This window comes from Streptomyces sp. NPDC050211 (genome assembly GCF_040656035.1).
In the GTDB taxonomy this organism is placed as follows: Bacteria; Actinomycetota; Actinomycetes; order Streptomycetales; family Streptomycetaceae; genus Streptomyces.
Window position 1 is genome coordinate 216,518 of sequence record NZ_JBFALC010000001.1, and the last position, 17,610, is coordinate 234,127.

The following is a 17,610-nucleotide window of genomic DNA, read 5'->3' on the forward strand; positions in this document are numbered from 1 at the left end:
GCGCCCAAGGCCCCGTCAGCTGAACCTCCCCGCACTCTGCCGCTCACCAGCGCACCGGCAAGCTGCGCATGCCGCGCATCAGCATGCCCGGGAGCCACTCGCCGGGTGGGCCGTCGAGGGCGAGGTCGGGGGCGCGGGCGAGCAGGGAGCGTATCGCTGTGCGTGCTTCGAGGCGGGCCAGTGGGGCGCCGAGGCAGAAGTGGATGCCGTGGCCGAAGGCGACGTGGCCGCGGGCGTCACGGCGGATGTCGAAGGTGTCGGGGGCGGGGTAGCGGCTCGCGTCGCGGTTGGCGGCGGTGAGGCCGATCATCACCGGCTCGCCCTGGCCGATCCGGACGCCGCCCAGCTCCAGTGGCTCCGCGGCATACCGGAACGTCGCCGTCTCCACCGGGCCCTCGTGGCGCAGCATCTCCTCGACGGCACCGTCGAGGAGGCTCATGTCGGCGCGCAGCGCGGCGAGTTGGTCGGGGTGGGTGAGCAGGGAGTGGACGCCGCTGGTGATGAGGTTGACCGTGGTCTCATGGCCCGCGATCAGCAGGATGAAGGCCATGCCCCGCAGCTCGTCCGGGGAGAGCCGGTCGCCGTCCTCGGCGGTGGTGCGGATCAGGTCGCTCAGCAGGTCGCCGCTCGGCCCGGCGGAGCGCTTGTCCTCGATCAGGTCGGTGAAGTACGCGCCGAGGCGGACGTAGGCGTCGTGCTCGCTGCCCGGGCTGCTCGGCGCCACCGCCTCCGTGGACATCTTGCGGAACTCAGCGCGGTCCATCTCGGGCACGCCGAGCAGTTCGCAGATGACGGTGATCGGCAGCGGGTAGGACAGGGACTCCACCAGATCGGCGCGGCCCTGCGGCAGCATCGCGTCGAGCAGTTCGTCCGTGAGCTGCTGGATCCTCGGGCGCAGTGCCTCCACGCGGCGCATGGTGAAGGCGCGGGCGATCAGGCCGCGCAGCCGGGTGTGCTGAGGCGGGTCGGTGACCAGCAGGTTCTTCCCGATCAGCTCCTCGTCGAGGGACTTCATGCCGATCTTGGCGCCATCCTTGGACAGCCGTGGCTCGGCGAGTGCCGTACGCGCCTCCTCATGCCCGACGACGAGCCACACCTCGGAGTGCCACTCGGGCAGCCGGACCCGGTGGACGGGGCCTTCGGCACGCAGGCGTGCGTACGCCGGATGCGGGTTCACGCGGAACCCCTCGCCGAACTCCCCCATGTCGATGACGTCCGTCATGGCCCTCCCCCTCGCACACCATCCCCCGCGCAACAGCCCCCGCACAACAGCCGCGACACACAGACAACGCCCGACGCCCGCGATCAGTGCCCGTCTTCCTCTGATTCCTCCAGAAGTCCCGCGTCGTATGCCAACAGGGCGATCTGCACACGGTTGTTGAGGTCGAGCTTGGCCAGGATGCGGGAGACATGGGTCTTGACGGTGGCCACGCTCATGAAGAGGGTGGCGGCGATCTCGGCGTTGGACAGCCCCCGGCCGACGGCGACGGCGACCTCGCGTTCACGGTCGTTGAGGGCCTCGATGCGGGCACGCGCGCGTGCCCGCCGGGTGTCGGCCGCGGCACCGGCCGCGTGCTCCATCAGCCTGCGGGTGACGGAGGGCGACAGAACGGGGTCGCCGGCCGCGACCCGGCGCACCGCGTCGACGATCTCGGCGGGCGGGGTGTCCTTCAGGACGAATCCGGCGGCACCGGCGCGCAGCGCCCGCAGCACCTGCTCGTCGGCGTGGAAGGTGGTCAGGACCACGACCTGCGGGGCGTCCTTGCGGCCGCGCAGCCGCTCGGTGGCCGTCAGCCCGTCCATCGCCGGCATCCGGATGTCCATCAGGACGACGTCCGGGCTGGTGCGGTCGACGAGCGCCTCGACCTCACGGCCGTCGGCCGCCTCCCCGACGATCTCGATGTCGTCGGCCCCGCCCATCATGAAGGACAGCCCGGCCCGTACGAGGGGGTCGTCGTCGACGAGGAGCACTCTGATCGCAGTCATGGGCCCTACGTAATCACGGTCGCGGCCGGTGAGTTGGCCGGAGTCGCTCACCCCCACGGCAGCCAGCCCCGCACCTCGAATCCCCCGTCCCCCTCCGGCCCGTAGGCGAGCCGCCCCCCGGCCAGCGTGGCCCGTTCCGTCAGTCCGATCAGGCCCTGCCCGGAGCCGGGCACGGGAGGAACCTCGCCCTCGGGTGCCGGGTTCCGTACGTCCACGGTCAGGCCCTCCCCCGGCCCGCCGGTGACGGACACGGTGACCTCGGTGCCGGGGGCGTGCTTGCGGGCGTTGGTCAGGCCCTCCTGGGCGATGCGGTAGGCGGTGCGGCCGACGGAGGCCGGGACGGCGGCGGGGTCGGTGACGCGGTTGTCGAGGGTGACCTTCATGCCGGCCTCGCGGGACTCGGCGACCAGGGCGTCCAGCGCGGCGAGCGTCGGCTGCGGACGGCCGGCCTCGTCGGGTTCACCGGCCCGCAGCACGCCGATGATCTCCCGCAGGTCCTGCAGCGCCTCGTGCGCGCTCTCCCGGATGACGCCCGCGGCCCGGGCGACCTCCGCCTGCGGTGCGTCGGGCCGGAACTCCAGCGCACCGGCGTGCACGCTCAGCAGCGTCAGCCGGTGCGCGAGCACGTCGTGCATCTCCCGGGCGATGGCCTCGCGGGCCAACCGCTGCGCCTGCTCGGCGCGCAGTTTCGCCTCCGTCTCGGCGCGCAGGGCGCGGTCGCGCAGGCTCAGCATGAGCTGCCGCTTCGACCGTACGAGCAGGCCGCAGGCGATGGCCGAGACGGTGAGCAGCGAGGCGAGCAGGACCGCCGCCACGAACGGCAGGCCGGGCTCCGGGCGCCACCAGAAGTAGAACGGGATCCCCACTAGAGAGATGCCGCCGAGCAAGGCCACGTACTTGAAGGGCCGGTGCACGGCGAGCGAGAAGAAGATGATCATGCCGGCGCCGCCCGAGGTATTCGAGACGAAGCCGAGGGGAACCATCGCGACGGCGAGTCCGAGCGGCCAGCGGCGGCGCAGCCAGACCAGGGCACAGGCGAGGGCGCCGAGCAACTGATCGATGGCGGCGAGTGATTTCGAGGTGTTCGGGTCTCCGTTCACAGTCTCCGCGGCTGTCAGGCCGATCAGGACGGCCAGCAGGAAGCAGGAGAAGTCGACGGCCCAGTCCCGTGCGGTGCGCCGCGGTCGCCGCCCGGACGCTCCGGCATCGGGGTCGAGCTCATGGACCACGGCGGACGGGAACAGCCACCGGCGCCCCTGGAACGCCGATACAGCCTGCTCCGTCTTGTCACCACTCACGGTCGACAAATCTACGCAGTGCGGGACCGCTCCACCTCCCCGTACGCATGATCGACGACCAAAGTCGCACCGCCGCAGACTTTCGGCGCGGGGCCGCGGACGGATCAGGGACTTCCGTCGAAATGGCCTCGCCCCGCGGCCGATGACTGTGGGGGGTCCGCGGGGCGAGTGTTCTCACCATGAAGGAATTGCTGGAGCTACTCGGATTCATCGCCCTGGCACAGGGCGCGATGGGCCTCTTGCACGAGTTCACCGACTGGAAGATCGGCCTCGTGCAGAGGATCGACTTTCTCGACGGCTACGGGATCTACGCGAGCGTCGCGTTCCTGGTGCTGGGGTTCGCGCTGTTCGCCGCCGCCGAGAGCCGGAAGTCCGGCTGAGGCTCAGCAGCCGTAGTCGACCAGGTCGAACGACTCGTAGTGGTCCGCGGTGTAGTAGTCCTCCTGGTTCTCCTCACCGGTGACGATCCGGCGAGCTCCGCGCGTAGACGAGCCGGGCGTGATGACCGTGTACTCGTGGTAGTACCCGGTCGACTGGGAGGGCAGGATGCCTTCGCGGTTCTGGAAGACGGTGCCGTCCTGCTCGAACGGGAACGGGCCGCCCTGCTCGATCAGGTCGAGCGTGTCGTGCGCCTGGGAGGGCAGGTCGCTGTAGCAGATGCTGCCGACGGCGGCGGCCGCCGGGGTGGCGGTGACGGTGCCGCCGATGAGAAGGGCGGACAGGACGGCGGCCGCGGCGCCGATGCGGGTGATTCGTGGGGGGAATCTCATGCCCCACATGATGACGCGCGTAGACACTGGCATGTCAATGTCAACTCCGGAGAATTTCCCCTCAAGTCCGATGAGTTTTCGGGAAATTAACCTGCCGCCCGACGTCTTCACGCAGGCCGGACGGCAGCTGGTCAGGCATTCTCGGGCAGCTCGTACGTGCCGTACTCCGGGCGGCCCGCGAGGTCGTACGACTGGATGGAGACGCCCGTCGAGGTGATCCGTCCGCCGCTGTGCCGGAAGGCGGTCGGCACCGCGCCCTCCGGGAAGAGCCGGAAGCCGGCGCCCAGCACGACCGGGAAGGTCAGCAGGTGGACGGTGTCGACGAGGTCGAGGGCGAACAGGGACTGCAGCAGTGCGCCGCTGCCGTGGACCTGGATCTCGCCGTCGGTGCGCTCCTTGAGGGCGGTCACCTCCTTGGCCAGGTCGCCGCTGACCACGGTGGTGCCGGACCACTCGGGGTCGGTGAGGGTGGACGAGACGACGTACTTCGGCAGGGCGTTGAGCTTGGAGGCGACGGGGTCGGCGGGGTCGGTCACCTTCGGCCAGTACCCGGCGAAGATGTCGTAGGTCCGGCGGCCGAGGAGGAACGCGTCGACGCTGCCGAAGACCTCGTTGACGAACGCGCCGAAGTCCTCGTCGGCGTAGGGCACGGTCCAGCCGCCCTGCTCGAAGCCGCCCCGGGTGTCCTCCTGCGGGCCGCCCGGTGCCTGGTAGACGCCGTCGAGGCTGACGAAGATCTGGGAGACGAGCTTGCCCATGGCGGGTGCCTTCTCTCTGTGGTGGGGTCTGTTGTCATCACCTCAGACCCCACCGGCACCCGCAACTCATCGGCTCAGCCCGCGTGGGTCGAGAAGAGCCCTCCCGTGGGTCCCTGCTTGTCGCCGCCCTGGGCCTTCTTCAGGGCGTTGGCCAGGCTCTCGATAGTCAGGGACTGGAGGATGACGCGGCCGTTGCCCTCCAGGGTGGCCAGGGAGAGTCCCTCGCCGCCGAAGACGGCGTTCATCACGCCCTGGCGGTTGAGGCCGCCGACGCGCTGGACGCCGTACTGGATGCCCTCCTCGAAGGCGACGACGCAGCCGGTGTCGACCTCGATACGGCCGCCGAAGTCGGCCGGGTTCAGGTCGATGAAGTTGCCGGCGCCGGCGATGATCACCGTGCCGTGGCCGGTGAACTTCTCCAGGACGAAGCCCTCGCCGCCCTTCATGCCGGTCCTGCCACCCTGGAAGGCGATCCCGAAGTCGACGGTGGACTCGGCGGCGACGAAGGCGTCCTTCTCGGCGAACCACGCGCGCGTGCCGTCGAGTTCGAGGGCGCGCATCTCGCCCGGGAGCACGCCCGCGAAGCCGACGGTGCCCTCGCCGCCCGAGGAGGTGAAGTACTGGAACGCGATCGACTCACCCGCGAGGACGCGCTGGCCGACCTGCATGGCGGTGCCCATGGCCTGGCGCAGCATGCCTCCCATGCCACCGCCCGGGCCGCCTTGGGGCTGCTGACCGTTCGAGGGGCCCGTCAGTCGGGTCTCCATGGTCACGTTCACCGTCTTGAACAGGAACTTTCCGGCCTCGCAGTACACGGTCTGGCCGGGCCGCAGGCTGACGACCGCCATCTGCATGGCGTTGCCGACGATCTCTTGCTGAAGTGTCACGCCAGGAGAACGCCGGAAGTGGAGTCAAGAGTTCCGGCGATGCGTCCGACCGGGCGACCTCGACGTCCGTTCGCCGCCAGCACCGCGGGACCCCCGCCGCTGGGATGGATGCATGACTTCTTACGGAACGCTCAACGGCAAGGTGGCCCTGGTGACCGGCGGCAGCCGCGGCATCGGCGCGGCGACGGCACTGCGGCTGGCCCGGGAGGGCGCGGACGTGGCCGTCACCTACGTGAACGGCAAGGACGCGGCCGAGGACGTCGTACGGGCCGCCGAGGCGCTCGGGCGACGGGCGGTGGCCCTTCGCGCGGACTCCGCGGACGCGCCGGAGACGGCCGGGGCGGTGACGCGCACGGCGGAGGCGCTGGGCGGGCTGGACGTGCTGGTGAACAACGTGGGCGTCGGCCTGCTCGGGCCGCTGGAGAGCCTGTCGGTCAGCGATGTCGACCTGCTGCTCGCGGTGAACGTGCGCGGGGTGTTCCTGGCCTCCCAGGCAGCCGCCGCGCGGATGTCGGCGGGCGGCCGGATCATCACGATCGGTACCTGCATGACCCAGCGGGTGCCGGGGCCGGGCGGGACGCTGTACGCCATGAGCAAGTCGGCCCTGATCGGCTTGACGAAGGCCCTGGCCCGCGAGCTGGGTGCGCGCGGGATCACGGCGAACATCGTCCACCCCGGGCCCATCGACACGGACATGAACCCGGGGGACGGCCCGTACGCGCCCGGCCAGGCGGCGATGACGGCGCTGGGGCGGTTCGGCACGTCCGAGGAGGTGGCGTCGATGGTCGCGTACCTGGCGGGGGCCGACTACGTCACGGGCGCCGAGTTCAGCGTGGACGGCGGACACGCCGCGTGACCGTCACGTCAGCGTCTCCTTGACCCGGTGCAGGTAGCTGAAGTCGTGGCCGTCACGCGTTCTCGCCAACGGGCGGATCTCGCGGGTGGCCACGTTCAGCGCGTAGCCGCCGACGGCGCCCAGGACCCAGGTCAGGCCGGGTTCCACCATGGTCCCGGCGGCCGCTCCCAGGGCGACGGTGACCATCACCGATCGCTCCACCCAGGCCATACGGCTGCTCTTCGCGGCCCCGCGGTAGTCCTCCACGGACTGGTCGATCTCGCGCCGCAGCTCGGAGAGGACGTCCGCGGGGTGTTCGTAATCGCGCCGCAGATCGCCGAGCAGTCGGTGTACGGCGCGCATCAAGCGCTGCCGCTCGTCGGCGTACCGGTCACGGAAGGCGAGGACGTCGGCGGTGGGGGTGCCGGGGGCGGGGACCGGGAGAAGCCCGCCGAGCTCCGTCTCATACGCGGGCAGGCGTTGCTCGGCAGGGGCACGCAGCGAGCAGTCGTACGCGTCCGGACGGTCGGTGTACGGGATGTACGAGACCCGTTCTTCCAGGGCCAGTTCGCGCGCCAGCACGCCGATGATCAGTTCCTGGACCTGCTTCGGTACGGCGAGCCTCCACCAATCGTTCTCGCATCGCTCGGCGAGGCCGAGGCGCAGCAGTTCCTCCTCCAGCCAGTGACTGAGCTTCGACTCGTAGAAGTAGGCCTCCGGTGGCGACGGCAGCGAGGGCCGGTCAGGGCTGCCCGCCATGCGGCGCAGTTCCTGGCGCAGCACCTCGGCAGTGAGATTGCCGCCGCCGTCACGGCGCCTGTACGTCGGGTCGTACAGCAGATCCATCGAGCGGTCGTCGAAGTGGAGCGGCCGGTACAGGGACCGGTCCCGCAGCTCCTTCAGCTCCGCCGAGACCGCGGCCTCGTAGACCTCGCGTTCCCGCGGCACGACCGAGGCGATCCCGTCCCAGTACAGCAGCGCCTGATGCAGGATCTCCGTCGGTGGCTTCACCAACGGGTAGTAGAGCAGAACCGCCATCGCGCCTCCCCGTGAACACCCCTGCCGCACAAGGGGTGTTCACGGTAGCGGAGTTCAGCCGCCCAGCTCCTGGTGTCGCGCCGCCAGCCCCGCCGCGCCCTGCTGTGTCAGCGAGCCGTGCAGGCGCAGGCGGGAGATGCCGCCGTCGGGGTAGATGTCCACGCGCGCGTGCGTGCCGACGGCGGGGGCGGACAGGACGAAGCGATGGTTGGTGTCGGGCTGGAGGCGGGTACGCGGGAGGACTTGCGTCCACTCGCCCTCCTCGCCGTCCTTCACCGATACCGACGCCCAGCCGGCGCTGTTGCCCTTCAGATACGCCGTGTCGATCTCGATCGCGCGGATCTCGGACTGGGCCACCAGCCGGTACCTGATCCAGTCGTTGCCCTGGTCGCGGCGGCGGCGGGTCTCCCAGCCGTCGTCCATCTTGCGGGAGCGGCCCGGCTGGATGGTGTTGGTGGCCGGTGAGTAGAAGAGGTTGGAGGCGTCCTCGGCCTGGCCGCCGTTCTCCAGGGCGACCACGTCGAAGGTGCCCAGGACCGCGAGCCACGCCGGGTCCGGGACGACCTCGCCGTACACGCGCAGGCGGGCGATGCCGCCGTCGGGGTGCTGGTTGACGCGGAGGTGGGTGAAGCGCTGTTCGACGGAGACCTCGAAGCCGTTCGCCGCGTGGCCGCCCACTGCGGTGCGCGGGACCAGCGTCGTCCACTTCACGTCGTCGCCCAGCAGTTCCTCGGGGGACGGGAAGCCCGCCACCGACGTGCCCTCGATCGACACCGCCTGCGGGTAGTTGCCGCGGAAGTGGGCCGTGTCGACGACGATCCCGCGGATCACGCCGGGAGCGCCGAGGCGGACCAGCGCCCAGTCGTGGTCCTCGGCCGTCGGCCACGGGTGCTCGGCCGAGGCACCACGGCGGCGGCGCGTCTCCCAACCGTCCATGATCTTGCCCTTGTGCCCGAAGTGCTCCGGGTCGAACTCGGCGCGTCCGGGCACCAGCAGGTTCTCGCGCTGGGCGAAGAACTCGTCGTTGGCGGCGATGACACCGGCGCCGAGCTGCCGGTCGGCGAGGTTGGCGTACTGGGTGAAGGGGAAGTCGGCGGTGCGGTAGTCCGCGTACGGGTCACCGCCTCCGTACGGGTTCGCGTCGCCGGTGAAACTCGGGGTCGCCGTCACAAGGTCTGCCTTTCGGGAGTCGGCCGCTGCGGGTGCGGGGTCGATCAGGGGGTGCGGGTGAGGAGTTGGCCCTTCGGGTCCGTGAACTCGCCGCCCGCCACGATGCGTTCGCCGCGCAGCCAGGTGGATCTGACGACGCCGTACAGGGTCTTGCCCGCGTACGCCGTGACGCGGTTGCGGTGCTGGAGGGCCGCCGGGTCCACGGTGAACGTCTCCTCGGGTGCGAGGACCGCGAAATCGGCGTCGCGGCCGGCCTCGATGGCGCCCTTCTGACCGAGGCCGACGAGCTGAGCCGTCCGCTCGGACATCCAGCGCACGACGTCCTCCAGGCCGTGACCGCGCCTGCGCGCCTCGGTCCACACCGCCGCCAGGCTCAGCTGCAGGCCCGAGATGCCGCCCCACGCCGTCGCGAAGTCATCGGTCTTCAGGTCGGCCGTGGACGGCGAGTGGTCGGTGACCACGCAGTCGATCGTGCCGTCGGCCAGCGCCTGCCACAGCAGGTCCTGGTTGGCGGCCTCGCGGATGGGCGGGCAGCACTTGAACTCGCTTGCCCCGTCCGGGACTTCCTCGGCGGTCAACGTCAGATAGTGCGGGCAGGTCTCCACGGTGAGACGGACCCCCTCCGCCTTCGCCTCGGCGATCAGCGGCAGCGCGTCGCTCGACGACAGGTGCAGCACATGCACGCGCGCGTCCAGGCGCTTGGCCTGGGCGATCAGCTGGGCGATCGCCGTGTCCTCGGCGTCGCGCGGGCGTGAGGCGAGGAAGTGCGCGTACTTCGGGCCGCCGTGCTGCGGGGCCGCGGAGAGGTGGTGCGGGTCCTCGGCATGCACGATCAGCAGGCCGCCGAAGGAGGCGATCTCGGCCAGGGACCGGGCGAGTTGGTCCTGGTCGAGGTGCGGGAACTCGTCCACGCCCGACGGGGACAGGAACGCCTTGAAGCCGAAGACCCCGCTGTCGTGCAGCGGGCGTAGATCCGCGACGTTGTCGGGCAGGGCGCCGCCCCAGAAGCCGACGTCGATGTGCGCCTTGTCGGCGGCCACCTTCTGCTTCGTACGGAGGTTCTCGACCGTCGTGGTCGGCGGCAGGGAGTTGAGCGGCATGTCGACGAGGGTGGTGATGCCGCCGGCGGCCGCGGCGCGCGTGGCGGTCCAGAAGCCCTCCCACTCGGTGCGGCCGGGGTCGTTGACGTGCACGTGGGTGTCGACCAGGCCGGGCAGCACGACGTCGTCGCCGAAGTCCTCCAGCCGGGCGCCGGACGGGACTTCGGCGTCGTACGGGAGTACGGCCGTGATCTTGCCGGCGGAGACCGCGACCGAGGCGGCCCGCGTCCCCTCCGGGGTGATGACGCGCGTCGAGCGCAGCACCAGTTCAGCGTCGGACACCCGGACCCCTCTCTGCCGCCGTTTACTTCCGCGTAACGGAATTCAACTTTCTGTTGAAGGAGTCTCGTCTCCCGTTCTCGCGCCGTCAAGGGCACACTTCTCCACAGTGCACCCGATGGCGACACTCTGGACGTTTCCACAAAGTGGAATTACGATTCCGGCAAGCAGAACGTAGCTACGCACAAGCGGGGAGTCAACCGACCGACGGGTAGGCTTCTGCTCTTCCTGCCTGTCCCGAAAAGGCCGCCAGTCCCGAAAGGAACGCGCCGTGCCGACGTCCAGCGCCAGCACCACCGACTCCGCCAAGTCCGCCACGGGCGGGGTCCAGTCCCTCGAGCGCGCCTTCGATCTGCTCGAGCGGATGGCGGACGCGGGCGGCGAGGTCGGGCTGAGCGAGCTGTCCGCCAGCAGCGGGCTGCCGCTGCCGACCATCCACCGCCTCATGCGCACGCTGGTGGCCTGCGGTTACGTACGCCAGCAGACCAACCGGCGCTATGCGCTGGGCCCCCGCCTGATCCGGCTCGGCGAGTCCGCCTCCCGGCTGCTCGGCACCTGGGCCCGCCCCTATCTCGCCCGCCTGGTCGAGGAGACCGGCGAGACGGCGAACATGGCGCTGCTCGACGGCGACGAGATCGTGTACGTGGCGCAGGTGCCGTCGAAGCACTCGATGCGCATGTTCACCGAGGTCGGCCGGCGCGTGCTGCCGCACTCCACGGGCGTGGGCAAGGCCCTGCTGGCGAACACCCCGGACGACGAGGTGCGCGCCCTGCTCGCCCGCACCGGCATGCCCGCCGCCACGGAGAAGACGATCACCACGCCGGAGGGCTTCCTCGCGGCCCTGGACGACGTACGACGGCTCGGCTACGCGGTCGACGACAACGAGCAGGAGATCGGCGTCCGCTGCCTCGCGGTCTCGGTCCCCAACTCCCCCACCGCGGCGGCCCTTTCCATCTCCGGCCCGGCGGGCCGGGTCACCGAGACGGCGACGGAGCGGATCGTACCCGTGCTCCAGCAGATCGCCGGGGAACTGTCCGAGGCACTGGCCACCAGCCAGAACCACGCGTCGTGACCCAGCGCTGGCCCGGCCGGTACACCGATCGGCACGGGTCGCAGGAGATCGTCTTCGAGACCGACGGCCGGGAACTGATCCGTACGACGATCAGAGGCGTCCGCTTCGAGGGCGACACGATGGACGATCTGGGCGCGCTGAGCGGCGAGCCGCCCGAGCAGGCCTTCTCGTTCTTCCATGGGGCACTGTGCTCCTGCCTCCTGGAGTGGGAGGTGCCCCTACCGGTCGAGGTCAGGGGCAGCGGTGTCCGCCCGGGACTGCTGCGGTGCGCCCTGCGGCTCGTGGGTCCGGCAGGCCCGCCACGCGGCCCGGACGAGGAGACCCTGGTCACCACCCTGCACCTCGACGGGTACGAGTTCCGCAACGAGGCCGGCCAGGACGACTTCGAGGATGCGCTGCACGAGATCCAGCGCAAGCTGCCGCGTGCGGCCCGGCTGAAGGCCTGCGTCTCATGCGCCTGGTCCGACTACTCCCCGCTGGGCCGTGGCCTCATGGCCGGCCTCGCCTGCTTCCGTGACGTCAAGGACCGCTACCGCCTGGTCGACGGCAAGCACGGCCCCCGGGGCATCTTCGCGATCTGGGACGACCTCACCGAGTTCGTCCAGGAGACCTGGCTCTGCGACCAGTTCGAGCACCGGACCACCGAGGGTTACCGGGGGCCGTTCCCGTACCCGCCGGCGAACTAGCCCTGGCCCCGCCGCTGTTCCCCGAACAGATCCACCGCGTCGCGCACCTGGGTGAGCCCCCGCGACAGCGCGCTCACGGACCCGATCGCCCCGGCGATCAGGAGCAACGACCGGCGCAGGCGCGGAATTTCGGGGCTGCCGCTGACCGTCATCGCGGCAAGCGCGGCGAGTTCGTCCTCGGCGATACCACGGTCGGGAAACTCCGCGGGATGCGCGGCGAGTTCGCGGCGCAGCCGGGACACCGCGGTCCGCAGTTCCGCCACCCTCGGGTCCTCGTCGCTGCCGGTCACTGGCCGCCTCTGCCCCAAGCTCCGCAACACAGCTCTCCCCCCGCGCACGCCGTTGTGCGCCTGTACGTCGTGATCGCGCCCGGACCCCCGGAAGGTTGGTCGGGCGCCGGGGGACGCGGGTCAGTAAACGCCACCCGGTGCGGGATGCGCCACCGCGTGGACCGAAATTCAGTCTCCGGAAAGCCGTCGCGCGCCCCTGTCTCAGGTATGCAGGACGCATGACGGACAAGCAAGACACCGTGACCGGGCTGCTGCTCGCCGCGGGAGGCGGACGACGGCTCGGCGGACGCCCCAAGGCACTGCTCGAACACCGGGGCCGGCCCCTCGTCGAACACGCGGTCGGCGTCCTGCGGGCGGCCGGGTGCACCCGCGTCCATGTGGTGCTCGGGGCGCGGGCAGCGGTCGTACGGGAACGGGCGCGGCTGGAGGGATGTGTGCTCGTGGACAACCCGGAGTGGGAGCAGGGCATGGGCTCCTCGCTGCGCGCCGGACTCGACTCGCTCGCCGGGACCCCCGCGACCGCCGCGCTCGTCTCACTCGTCGACCAGCCCGGCATCGGCCCGGAGGCGGTCGCCCGGGTACTCGCCGCATACACGGACGAGGAGTCGCTGGTCTCGGCCGCCTACGACGGGGTACGCGGGCATCCGGTCCTGTTCGGCGCGGCCCACTGGACCGGCATCGCGGCCACGGCGACCGGGGACCGCGGGGCGCGCACCTATCTGAAGGCGCACGAGGAGGCGATCACGCTCGTCGAGTGCGGGGATGTGGCCGAAGCGTACGACATCGACACGGAAGGCGACCTGAGCCACCTTGAGTGAGCATGGTGGCACCGAGCGCCACCATGCCTCGACTCAGAGAATCTCGACATCAACAAACCATTGAACTTCCACCATGAGGAAACTAGTATCCACTGATCAGAAGCGCCCCGACGTTCCGCGGGCGCCGTCAGCCGCACCCGAGGACCCTGGCACCCCGTGCCACACGTACGCAGCCCGCTGAAGGAAGTGACAGCTCATGTCCGCACCAGCGCCGTCCCCGCTGGCCATCGTCGACGCCGAGCCCCTGCCCCGGCAGGAGGAGGTCCTCACCGAAGCGGCCCTCGCCTTCGTGGCCGAGCTGCACCGGAGGTTCACGCCCCGGCGTGACGAGCTCCTCGCCCGCCGCGCGGAGCGCCGCGCCGAGATCGCCCGCACCTCCACGCTCGACTTCCTCCCGGAGACGGCCGCGATCCGCGCGGACGACTCCTGGAAGGTGGCGCCCTCCCCCGCGGCACTGAACGACCGCCGCGTGGAGATCACCGGCCCCACCGACCGCAAGATGACCATCAACGCCCTCAACTCGGGCGCCAAGGTCTGGCTCGCCGACTTCGAGGACGCCTCCGCGCCGACGTGGGAGAACGTGGTCGTCGGCCAACTCAACCTGATCGACGCCTACACCCGGAACATCGACTTCACCGACCCGAACTCCGGCAAGTCGTACGCCCTGAAGGCCGAGGACGAGCTCGCGACCGTCGTCATGCGCCCGCGCGGCTGGCACCTCGACGAGCGCCACCTCACCGCCCCGGACGGCAGCCAAGTCCCCGGCGCCTTCGTCGACTTCGGCCTCTACTTCTTCCACAACGCCCAGCGTCTGCTCGACCTCGGCAAGGGCCCGTACTTCTACCTCCCCAAGACGGAGTCCCACCTGGAGGCCCGCCTCTGGAACGACGTCTTCGTCTTCGCGCAGGACTACGTCGGCATCCCCCAGGGCACCATCCGCGCGACCGTCCTGATCGAGACGATCACGGCCGCGTACGAGATGGAGGAGATCCTCTATGAACTCCGCGACCACGCCTCGGGGTTGAACGCGGGCCGCTGGGACTACCTGTTCTCCATCGTGAAGAACTTCCGTGACGGCGGCGCCAAGTTCGTGCTCCCGGACCGCAACGCGGTCACCATGACCGCCCCGTTCATGCGGGCGTACACCGAACTCCTCGTCCGTACCTGCCACAAGCGCGGCGCGCACGCGATCGGCGGCATGGCGGCGTTCATCCCGTCCCGCCGCGACGAGGAGGTCAACAAGGTCGCCTTCGAGAAGGTGAAGGCGGACAAGGACCGTGAGGCGAACGACGGTTTCGACGGCTCCTGGGTCGCCCACCCCGACCTCGTCCCGATTGCCATGGCCTCCTTCGACGCCGTCCTCGGCGACAAGCCGAACCAGAAGGACCGGCTGCGCGAGGACGTCGACGTGAAGGCGGCCGACCTGATCGCGATCGACTCGCTCAAAGCGAAGCCGACGTACGACGGTCTGGTCAACGCCGTCCAGGTCGGCATCCGTTACATCGAGGCGTGGCTGCGCGGCCTCGGCGCGGTCGCCATCTTCAACCTGATGGAGGACGCGGCCACCGCCGAGATCTCCCGCTCGCAGATCTGGCAGTGGATCAACGCCGGCGTCGAGTTCGAGAACGGCGAGAAGGCCACCCCGGAGCTGGCCCGCAAGGTCGCCGCCGAGGAACTGGCGAACATCCGCGCCGAGATCGGTGAGGAAGCCTTCGCGGCCGGGCACTGGCAGCAGGCCCACGACCTGCTGCTGACCGTCGCCCTCGACCAGGACTACGCGGACTTCCTGACGCTGCCCGCGTACGAGCAGCTCAAGGGCTGACCCTCAGGAAGCGGGCTTGTCCGAGTGGCCCAGGGGCTTGTCCGGGGCCACTCGGTCGCGTACGGCCTGCTTGACCGCCGTGGGCTCGGGGAAGCCCTGCTCGCGGCGGTCCCAGACCACCTCGTCGTTCACGCGGACGACGAAGACGCCACCGGTGCCGGGCTTGAGCGACAGCTCGGTCAGCTCGGTCTCGAAGGTCGTCAGCAGCTCCTGCGCCAGCCAGGCTGCCCGGGGCAGCCAGCGGCACTGGGTGCAGTACTCGATCTGTACGCGCTGGGTCATCGCAGGTGTACCGCCCCATCCTGTTCCACCGCCGGTTTGCCGTGCAGGTTCGGGACCTGCTTGAGCCAACTCGGACGGCCTCGCTGTGTCTTCGCCGCGCGCAGGGCCTGCTCGGCGGCGAGTTCCTCCCGGGTGGGGAAGTCCGTGGGGAGCCAGGCCTTCGACGAGCGCACGCGCGCGTGGAGGTAGTCCACGTAGGCCGTCCGGATGTCGTCCGGCGTCGCGAACCCCTCCTCTCCGGCCAGCCAGGCGTCCGGGACCTCGGCCGCGATCGCCCGCAGCAGCTCCCGCGTCACCTTCGGCGCCAGCTCGGCATCGGCCGCGCGCACGTCCGGCGCGTAGTGCCCGAGCGCGTGGTGCCGGAAGTCGTACGCCTTCTCCGGTTCCGTCACGTCCCAGCGGTGGTGGAAGACGAGGGCGGCGCCGTGGTCGATCAGCCACAGGTGTGCGGGCACGGTGCCGGACGTGGGCCAGACCATCAGGTTGGAGCTGTGGACCGTACGGTCGACGTTGACGGTCAGCGCGTCGAGCCAGACGATCCGGCCCGCCTCCAGCGGATCCACCCGGAACGTCTCGGCGACCTCGGGCGTGAAGTCCTTCGCACCCGGCAGGAAGTCCATGCCGAGGTTGATCCCGGCGCTGGCGCTGTGCAGGTCCCGCACCTCCTGATGTGGCTCCCCGTCGGCGATCTCCGGGTCGAAGTGCACGAGCACCAGCTCGGGGAACCGCAGCCCCAGCGCCCGCGCCAGCTCACCCACGATCACCTCGGCGACCAGCGCCTTCTTGCCCTGCGCGGAACCGGTGAACTTCACGACGTACGTGCCCAGGTCGTCGGCCTCGACGACTCCGGGCACGGAGCCGCCGGACCTCAGCGGGGTCACGTATCGAACAGCAGTCACATCGCGCAGCACACCGGCCAGCGTAAGTCACATCGTGTGAGGGGCCAGCGGATTAAGCAGGGGCAGATAGCGGGCGTCGGCCCCGTCCGCGCCCGTCCAGCGCAGCAGCAGGTTCGTCTTGCCGGGGAGGGTCGGGGCGGTGAGCAGGGCGGCGATCTCGGGGAGGTCGTGCCGGGACAGTTCGGCGCGTACGGCGGGCCAGGGGTCGAGGCCGGGGTGGCGCTCGGCGAGGGCCGCGGCGATCTCCCACAGGTGATTGACGACCAGGCAGTACACCAGCCGCTCCCACCCGGCGGCCCGCTCCACGTCCGCCAGCAGCTTCACCCCCTCGGCGTCCCGGAACAGCGCCTGCACGGGCGTGCCGTCGGCGTCGACGGCGACCAGCGTGTTCTGCAGATGCGCTTCGAGTACGACGCCGTGGTCGGCGAAGGCGGCCAGCACCGGTGGGACCACCTGGCGCAGATAGGCCTCCCACCAGCCCGCCGGATCGTCGGTGCCGTCGAGCGGGCTGCCCGCGAACCCCTCGACGAGCCCGGCGGCGAGCAGCGGGGTCGCGCCGGGCACCACGTGCGCACGCAGTCCGTCGCGGACCAGCACGGCGAGTTCCTCGAAGGCGAAGCCCGCGGTGCGGTAGCCGCGGTCGGCCAGCCAGGCCGCCGGGCCGTCGATCGCGGCGAAGGCCTGCGTCACGGCCGTGTCGGTGCGGCGCAGTTTCAGCAGGTCGTGGCGCCAGAGCCGGCGTACGTCATTGGTGATGCGCACATCCAGGCTGAACTTCAGGAACAGGTCGCGGTCGGGGGCGTGGACCGTGCGGATCGCGGCCGTGGGCAGGGCCGGGAACGTGGTCGTGCCCAGCCGGATCAGCCGGCCGTCCGCGAAGGCCGGGGCGAGGTCGTGGCCGACGAGGTCGAGCTGCCAGGGGTGGGCGGGCAGCAGCCGGTAGCCGGGCGGCGCCTCGCCCAGGGTGTCGAGGGCGGAGGTGTCCCCCTCCTCGACGACCGAGTCCTCGCGTACGCCGAGCAGCACCAGCGGGAAGGCGGCGTGGGCCTCGGGGGCGTACGGCAGCCATCCGGTGGCCGGGCCGCCGCCGCGCGCCTTGGGAGCGGGGTGATAGGGGTGGCCGGTGATCAGGGACTGCTCGGAGCGCAGATACGGGTCGTCGGGCGCGGTCGTGCGGGCCCGCGCGGCGAGCAGGGCTGCCACGGCGTCACGGCTGTCGGTCATCTCGGCGGGGAGTTCGTGGTTGGACAGGCCCGTGTGCCGGGTCAGCTCCTCGGCGACGAGCTTCACCAACTCGGTGTGGCCGAGTCGCTGCCAGGTGCCGCCGACGTACAGCTCGGGCTCTGTGGGGCGGCGTTCCCCGCGCACCCGCAGCAGACGGTCCAGACCGGGCAGCCGGTACACCCGCCGCTCGCCGGGTACCCGTTGTGCCACCTCCCGCAGCAGGCAGTTCAGCAGCGGGGCCGCCGCATACGCGTCAGCTCGTGCCGACGGGTCGTCGGCGGCGGGCGGGGGCATGAGGTCCAGGCGTTCCACTTGTTCCCTACGGTCCGTTCGGGCGGGAGATGATCAGTATGTCTGTCGTCACGCCCCCCTCGTGACGCCCTGCCTGCAACCTTA

Annotated in this window: 19 protein-coding genes; 6 read left to right on the top strand and 13 right to left on the bottom strand. The window is 70.7% G+C overall.

The window, feature by feature from the left end; translation table 11 throughout:
• Window positions 1-43: 43 nt before the first annotated feature.
• The 3 genes from AB0I98_RS00915 to AB0I98_RS00925 all read right to left on the bottom strand — a co-directional run bounded on the left by AB0I98_RS00915 (window position 44) and on the right by AB0I98_RS00925 (window position 3,284).
• Window positions 44-1,222 (bottom strand): cytochrome P450, encoded by a 1,179-nt coding sequence (locus AB0I98_RS00915; RefSeq protein ID WP_362933258.1) that lies wholly within the window; start codon window positions 1,220-1,222, stop codon window positions 44-46.
• An 83-nt stretch (window positions 1,223-1,305) separates the two neighbouring features.
• Window positions 1,306-1,986, bottom strand: a complete 681-nt coding sequence (locus AB0I98_RS00920) for a response regulator transcription factor (RefSeq protein ID WP_362933261.1) — start codon at window positions 1,984-1,986, stop codon at window positions 1,306-1,308.
• A gap of 47 nt (window positions 1,987-2,033) precedes the next feature.
• Window positions 2,034-3,284: a histidine kinase gene (locus tag AB0I98_RS00925; protein ID WP_362933264.1), complete on the bottom strand. Its 1,251-nt coding sequence runs from the start codon at window positions 3,282-3,284 to the stop codon at window positions 2,034-2,036.
• A gap of 179 nt (window positions 3,285-3,463) precedes the next feature.
• On the opposite strand from AB0I98_RS00925, the gene AB0I98_RS00930 reads away from it, so the two are divergent.
• Window positions 3,464-3,664, top strand: a complete 201-nt coding sequence (locus tag AB0I98_RS00930; RefSeq protein ID WP_362933267.1) for a hypothetical protein — start codon at window positions 3,464-3,466, stop codon at window positions 3,662-3,664.
• Between the two features lie 3 nt (window positions 3,665-3,667).
• Here AB0I98_RS00930 and AB0I98_RS00935 read toward each other — a convergent pair whose 3' ends face one another.
• The 3 genes from AB0I98_RS00935 to AB0I98_RS00945 form a co-directional block, all read right to left on the bottom strand.
• A complete protein-coding gene (locus AB0I98_RS00935; protein ID WP_362933270.1) occupies window positions 3,668-4,054 on the bottom strand; it encodes a ribonuclease domain-containing protein in 387 nt (128 codons plus the stop codon).
• Between the two features lie 131 nt (window positions 4,055-4,185).
• Complete coding sequence (locus AB0I98_RS00940) at window positions 4,186-4,812, bottom strand: dihydrofolate reductase family protein (RefSeq protein WP_362933273.1); 627 nt, start codon at window positions 4,810-4,812, stop codon at window positions 4,186-4,188.
• A 74-nt stretch (window positions 4,813-4,886) separates the two neighbouring features.
• Window positions 4,887-5,699 carry an AIM24 family protein gene (locus AB0I98_RS00945; RefSeq protein ID WP_362933276.1) on the bottom strand — a complete coding sequence of 271 codons (813 nt, stop codon included), beginning with the start codon at window positions 5,697-5,699 and terminating at the stop codon, window positions 4,887-4,889.
• 112 nt (window positions 5,700-5,811) lie between these two features.
• On the opposite strand from AB0I98_RS00945, the gene AB0I98_RS00950 reads away from it, so the two are divergent.
• Window positions 5,812-6,555 (top strand): SDR family oxidoreductase, encoded by a 744-nt coding sequence (locus AB0I98_RS00950; RefSeq protein ID WP_362933279.1) that lies wholly within the window; start codon window positions 5,812-5,814, stop codon window positions 6,553-6,555.
• A gap of 3 nt (window positions 6,556-6,558) precedes the next feature.
• On the opposite strand, the gene AB0I98_RS00955 is transcribed toward AB0I98_RS00950, so the two are convergent.
• From AB0I98_RS00955 to allB, 3 genes are read right to left on the bottom strand one after another with little or no spacing between them, the layout of a single operon-like run.
• A complete protein-coding gene (locus AB0I98_RS00955; RefSeq protein ID WP_362933282.1) occupies window positions 6,559-7,572 on the bottom strand; it encodes a hypothetical protein in 1,014 nt (337 codons plus the stop codon).
• Between the two features lie 54 nt (window positions 7,573-7,626).
• Window positions 7,627-8,742, bottom strand: coding sequence for an allantoicase (gene alc, locus AB0I98_RS00960; RefSeq protein ID WP_362933285.1), 1,116 nt, complete (start codon window positions 8,740-8,742; stop codon window positions 7,627-7,629).
• 44 nt (window positions 8,743-8,786) lie between these two features.
• On the bottom strand, window positions 8,787-10,124 hold the full coding sequence (gene allB / locus AB0I98_RS00965; protein ID WP_362933288.1) for an allantoinase AllB: 1,338 nt from the start codon (window positions 10,122-10,124) through the stop codon (window positions 8,787-8,789).
• A gap of 268 nt (window positions 10,125-10,392) precedes the next feature.
• Between allB and AB0I98_RS00970 the strand changes: the two genes are divergently transcribed.
• Window positions 10,393-11,193 carry an IclR family transcriptional regulator gene (locus tag AB0I98_RS00970; RefSeq protein WP_362933291.1) on the top strand — a complete coding sequence of 267 codons (801 nt, stop codon included), beginning with the start codon at window positions 10,393-10,395 and terminating at the stop codon, window positions 11,191-11,193.
• A complete protein-coding gene (locus AB0I98_RS00975) occupies window positions 11,190-11,879 on the top strand; it encodes a DUF6304 family protein (protein ID WP_362933294.1) in 690 nt (229 codons plus the stop codon). The genes AB0I98_RS00970 and AB0I98_RS00975 overlap by 4 nt, the downstream gene beginning before the upstream one ends.
• On the opposite strand, the gene AB0I98_RS00980 is transcribed toward AB0I98_RS00975, so the two are convergent.
• On the bottom strand, window positions 11,876-12,169 hold the full coding sequence (locus AB0I98_RS00980) for a DUF5955 family protein (RefSeq protein WP_362933297.1): 294 nt from the start codon (window positions 12,167-12,169) through the stop codon (window positions 11,876-11,878). The genes AB0I98_RS00975 and AB0I98_RS00980 overlap by 4 nt on opposite strands.
• A 218-nt stretch (window positions 12,170-12,387) precedes the next feature.
• On the opposite strand from AB0I98_RS00980, the gene AB0I98_RS00985 reads away from it, so the two are divergent.
• Both AB0I98_RS00985 and aceB read left to right on the top strand, forming a co-directional pair.
• Complete coding sequence (locus tag AB0I98_RS00985; protein ID WP_362933300.1) at window positions 12,388-12,987, top strand: nucleotidyltransferase family protein; 600 nt, start codon at window positions 12,388-12,390, stop codon at window positions 12,985-12,987.
• Between the two features lie 196 nt (window positions 12,988-13,183).
• Window positions 13,184-14,809, top strand: coding sequence for a malate synthase A (gene aceB / locus AB0I98_RS00990; RefSeq protein WP_362933303.1), 1,626 nt, complete (start codon window positions 13,184-13,186; stop codon window positions 14,807-14,809).
• 3 nt (window positions 14,810-14,812) lie between these two features.
• On the opposite strand, the gene AB0I98_RS00995 is transcribed toward aceB, so the two are convergent.
• The 3 genes from AB0I98_RS00995 to AB0I98_RS01005 are packed head-to-tail and all read right to left on the bottom strand — an operon-like array spanning window position 14,813 to window position 17,508.
• The gene (locus tag AB0I98_RS00995) at window positions 14,813-15,091 is read right to left on the bottom strand and encodes a SelT/SelW/SelH family protein (protein WP_210571799.1); all 279 of its coding nucleotides are present in this window, start codon (window positions 15,089-15,091) and stop codon (window positions 14,813-14,815) included.
• Window positions 15,088-16,002 (bottom strand): HipA family kinase, encoded by a 915-nt coding sequence (locus AB0I98_RS01000; protein ID WP_362933306.1) that lies wholly within the window; start codon window positions 16,000-16,002, stop codon window positions 15,088-15,090. Before AB0I98_RS01000 ends, AB0I98_RS00995 begins: the two co-directional genes overlap by 4 nt.
• A 15-nt stretch (window positions 16,003-16,017) precedes the next feature.
• Window positions 16,018-17,508 (bottom strand): IucA/IucC family protein, encoded by a 1,491-nt coding sequence (locus AB0I98_RS01005; RefSeq protein WP_362933755.1) that lies wholly within the window; start codon window positions 17,506-17,508, stop codon window positions 16,018-16,020.
• Window positions 17,509-17,610: the final 102 nt, after the last annotated feature.

Excerpts from the sequence above, each read along its gene's own strand:
- AB0I98_RS00915 (WP_362933258.1), bottom strand. The coding sequence starts at position 1,222 with ATGACGGACGTCATCGACATGGGGGAGTTCGGCGAGGGGTTCCGCGTG.
- AB0I98_RS00920 (WP_362933261.1), bottom strand. The coding sequence starts at position 1,986 with ATGACTGCGATCAGAGTGCTCCTCGTCGACGACGACCCCCTCGTACGG.
- AB0I98_RS00930 (WP_362933267.1), top strand. The coding sequence starts at position 3,464 with ATGAAGGAATTGCTGGAGCTACTCGGATTCATCGCCCTGGCACAGGGC.
- AB0I98_RS00935 (WP_362933270.1), bottom strand. The coding sequence starts at position 4,054 with ATGAGATTCCCCCCACGAATCACCCGCATCGGCGCCGCGGCCGCCGTC.
- AB0I98_RS00940 (WP_362933273.1), bottom strand. The coding sequence starts at position 4,812 with ATGGGCAAGCTCGTCTCCCAGATCTTCGTCAGCCTCGACGGCGTCTAC.
- AB0I98_RS00950 (WP_362933279.1), top strand. The coding sequence starts at position 5,812 with ATGACTTCTTACGGAACGCTCAACGGCAAGGTGGCCCTGGTGACCGGC.
- AB0I98_RS00955 (WP_362933282.1), bottom strand. The coding sequence starts at position 7,572 with ATGGCGGTTCTGCTCTACTACCCGTTGGTGAAGCCACCGACGGAGATC.
- AB0I98_RS00985 (WP_362933300.1), top strand. The coding sequence starts at position 12,388 with ATGACGGACAAGCAAGACACCGTGACCGGGCTGCTGCTCGCCGCGGGA.
- aceB (WP_362933303.1), top strand. The coding sequence starts at position 13,184 with ATGTCCGCACCAGCGCCGTCCCCGCTGGCCATCGTCGACGCCGAGCCC.
- AB0I98_RS00995 (WP_210571799.1), bottom strand. The coding sequence starts at position 15,091 with ATGACCCAGCGCGTACAGATCGAGTACTGCACCCAGTGCCGCTGGCTG.
- AB0I98_RS01005 (WP_362933755.1), bottom strand. The coding sequence starts at position 17,508 with ATGCCCCCGCCCGCCGCCGACGACCCGTCGGCACGAGCTGACGCGTAT.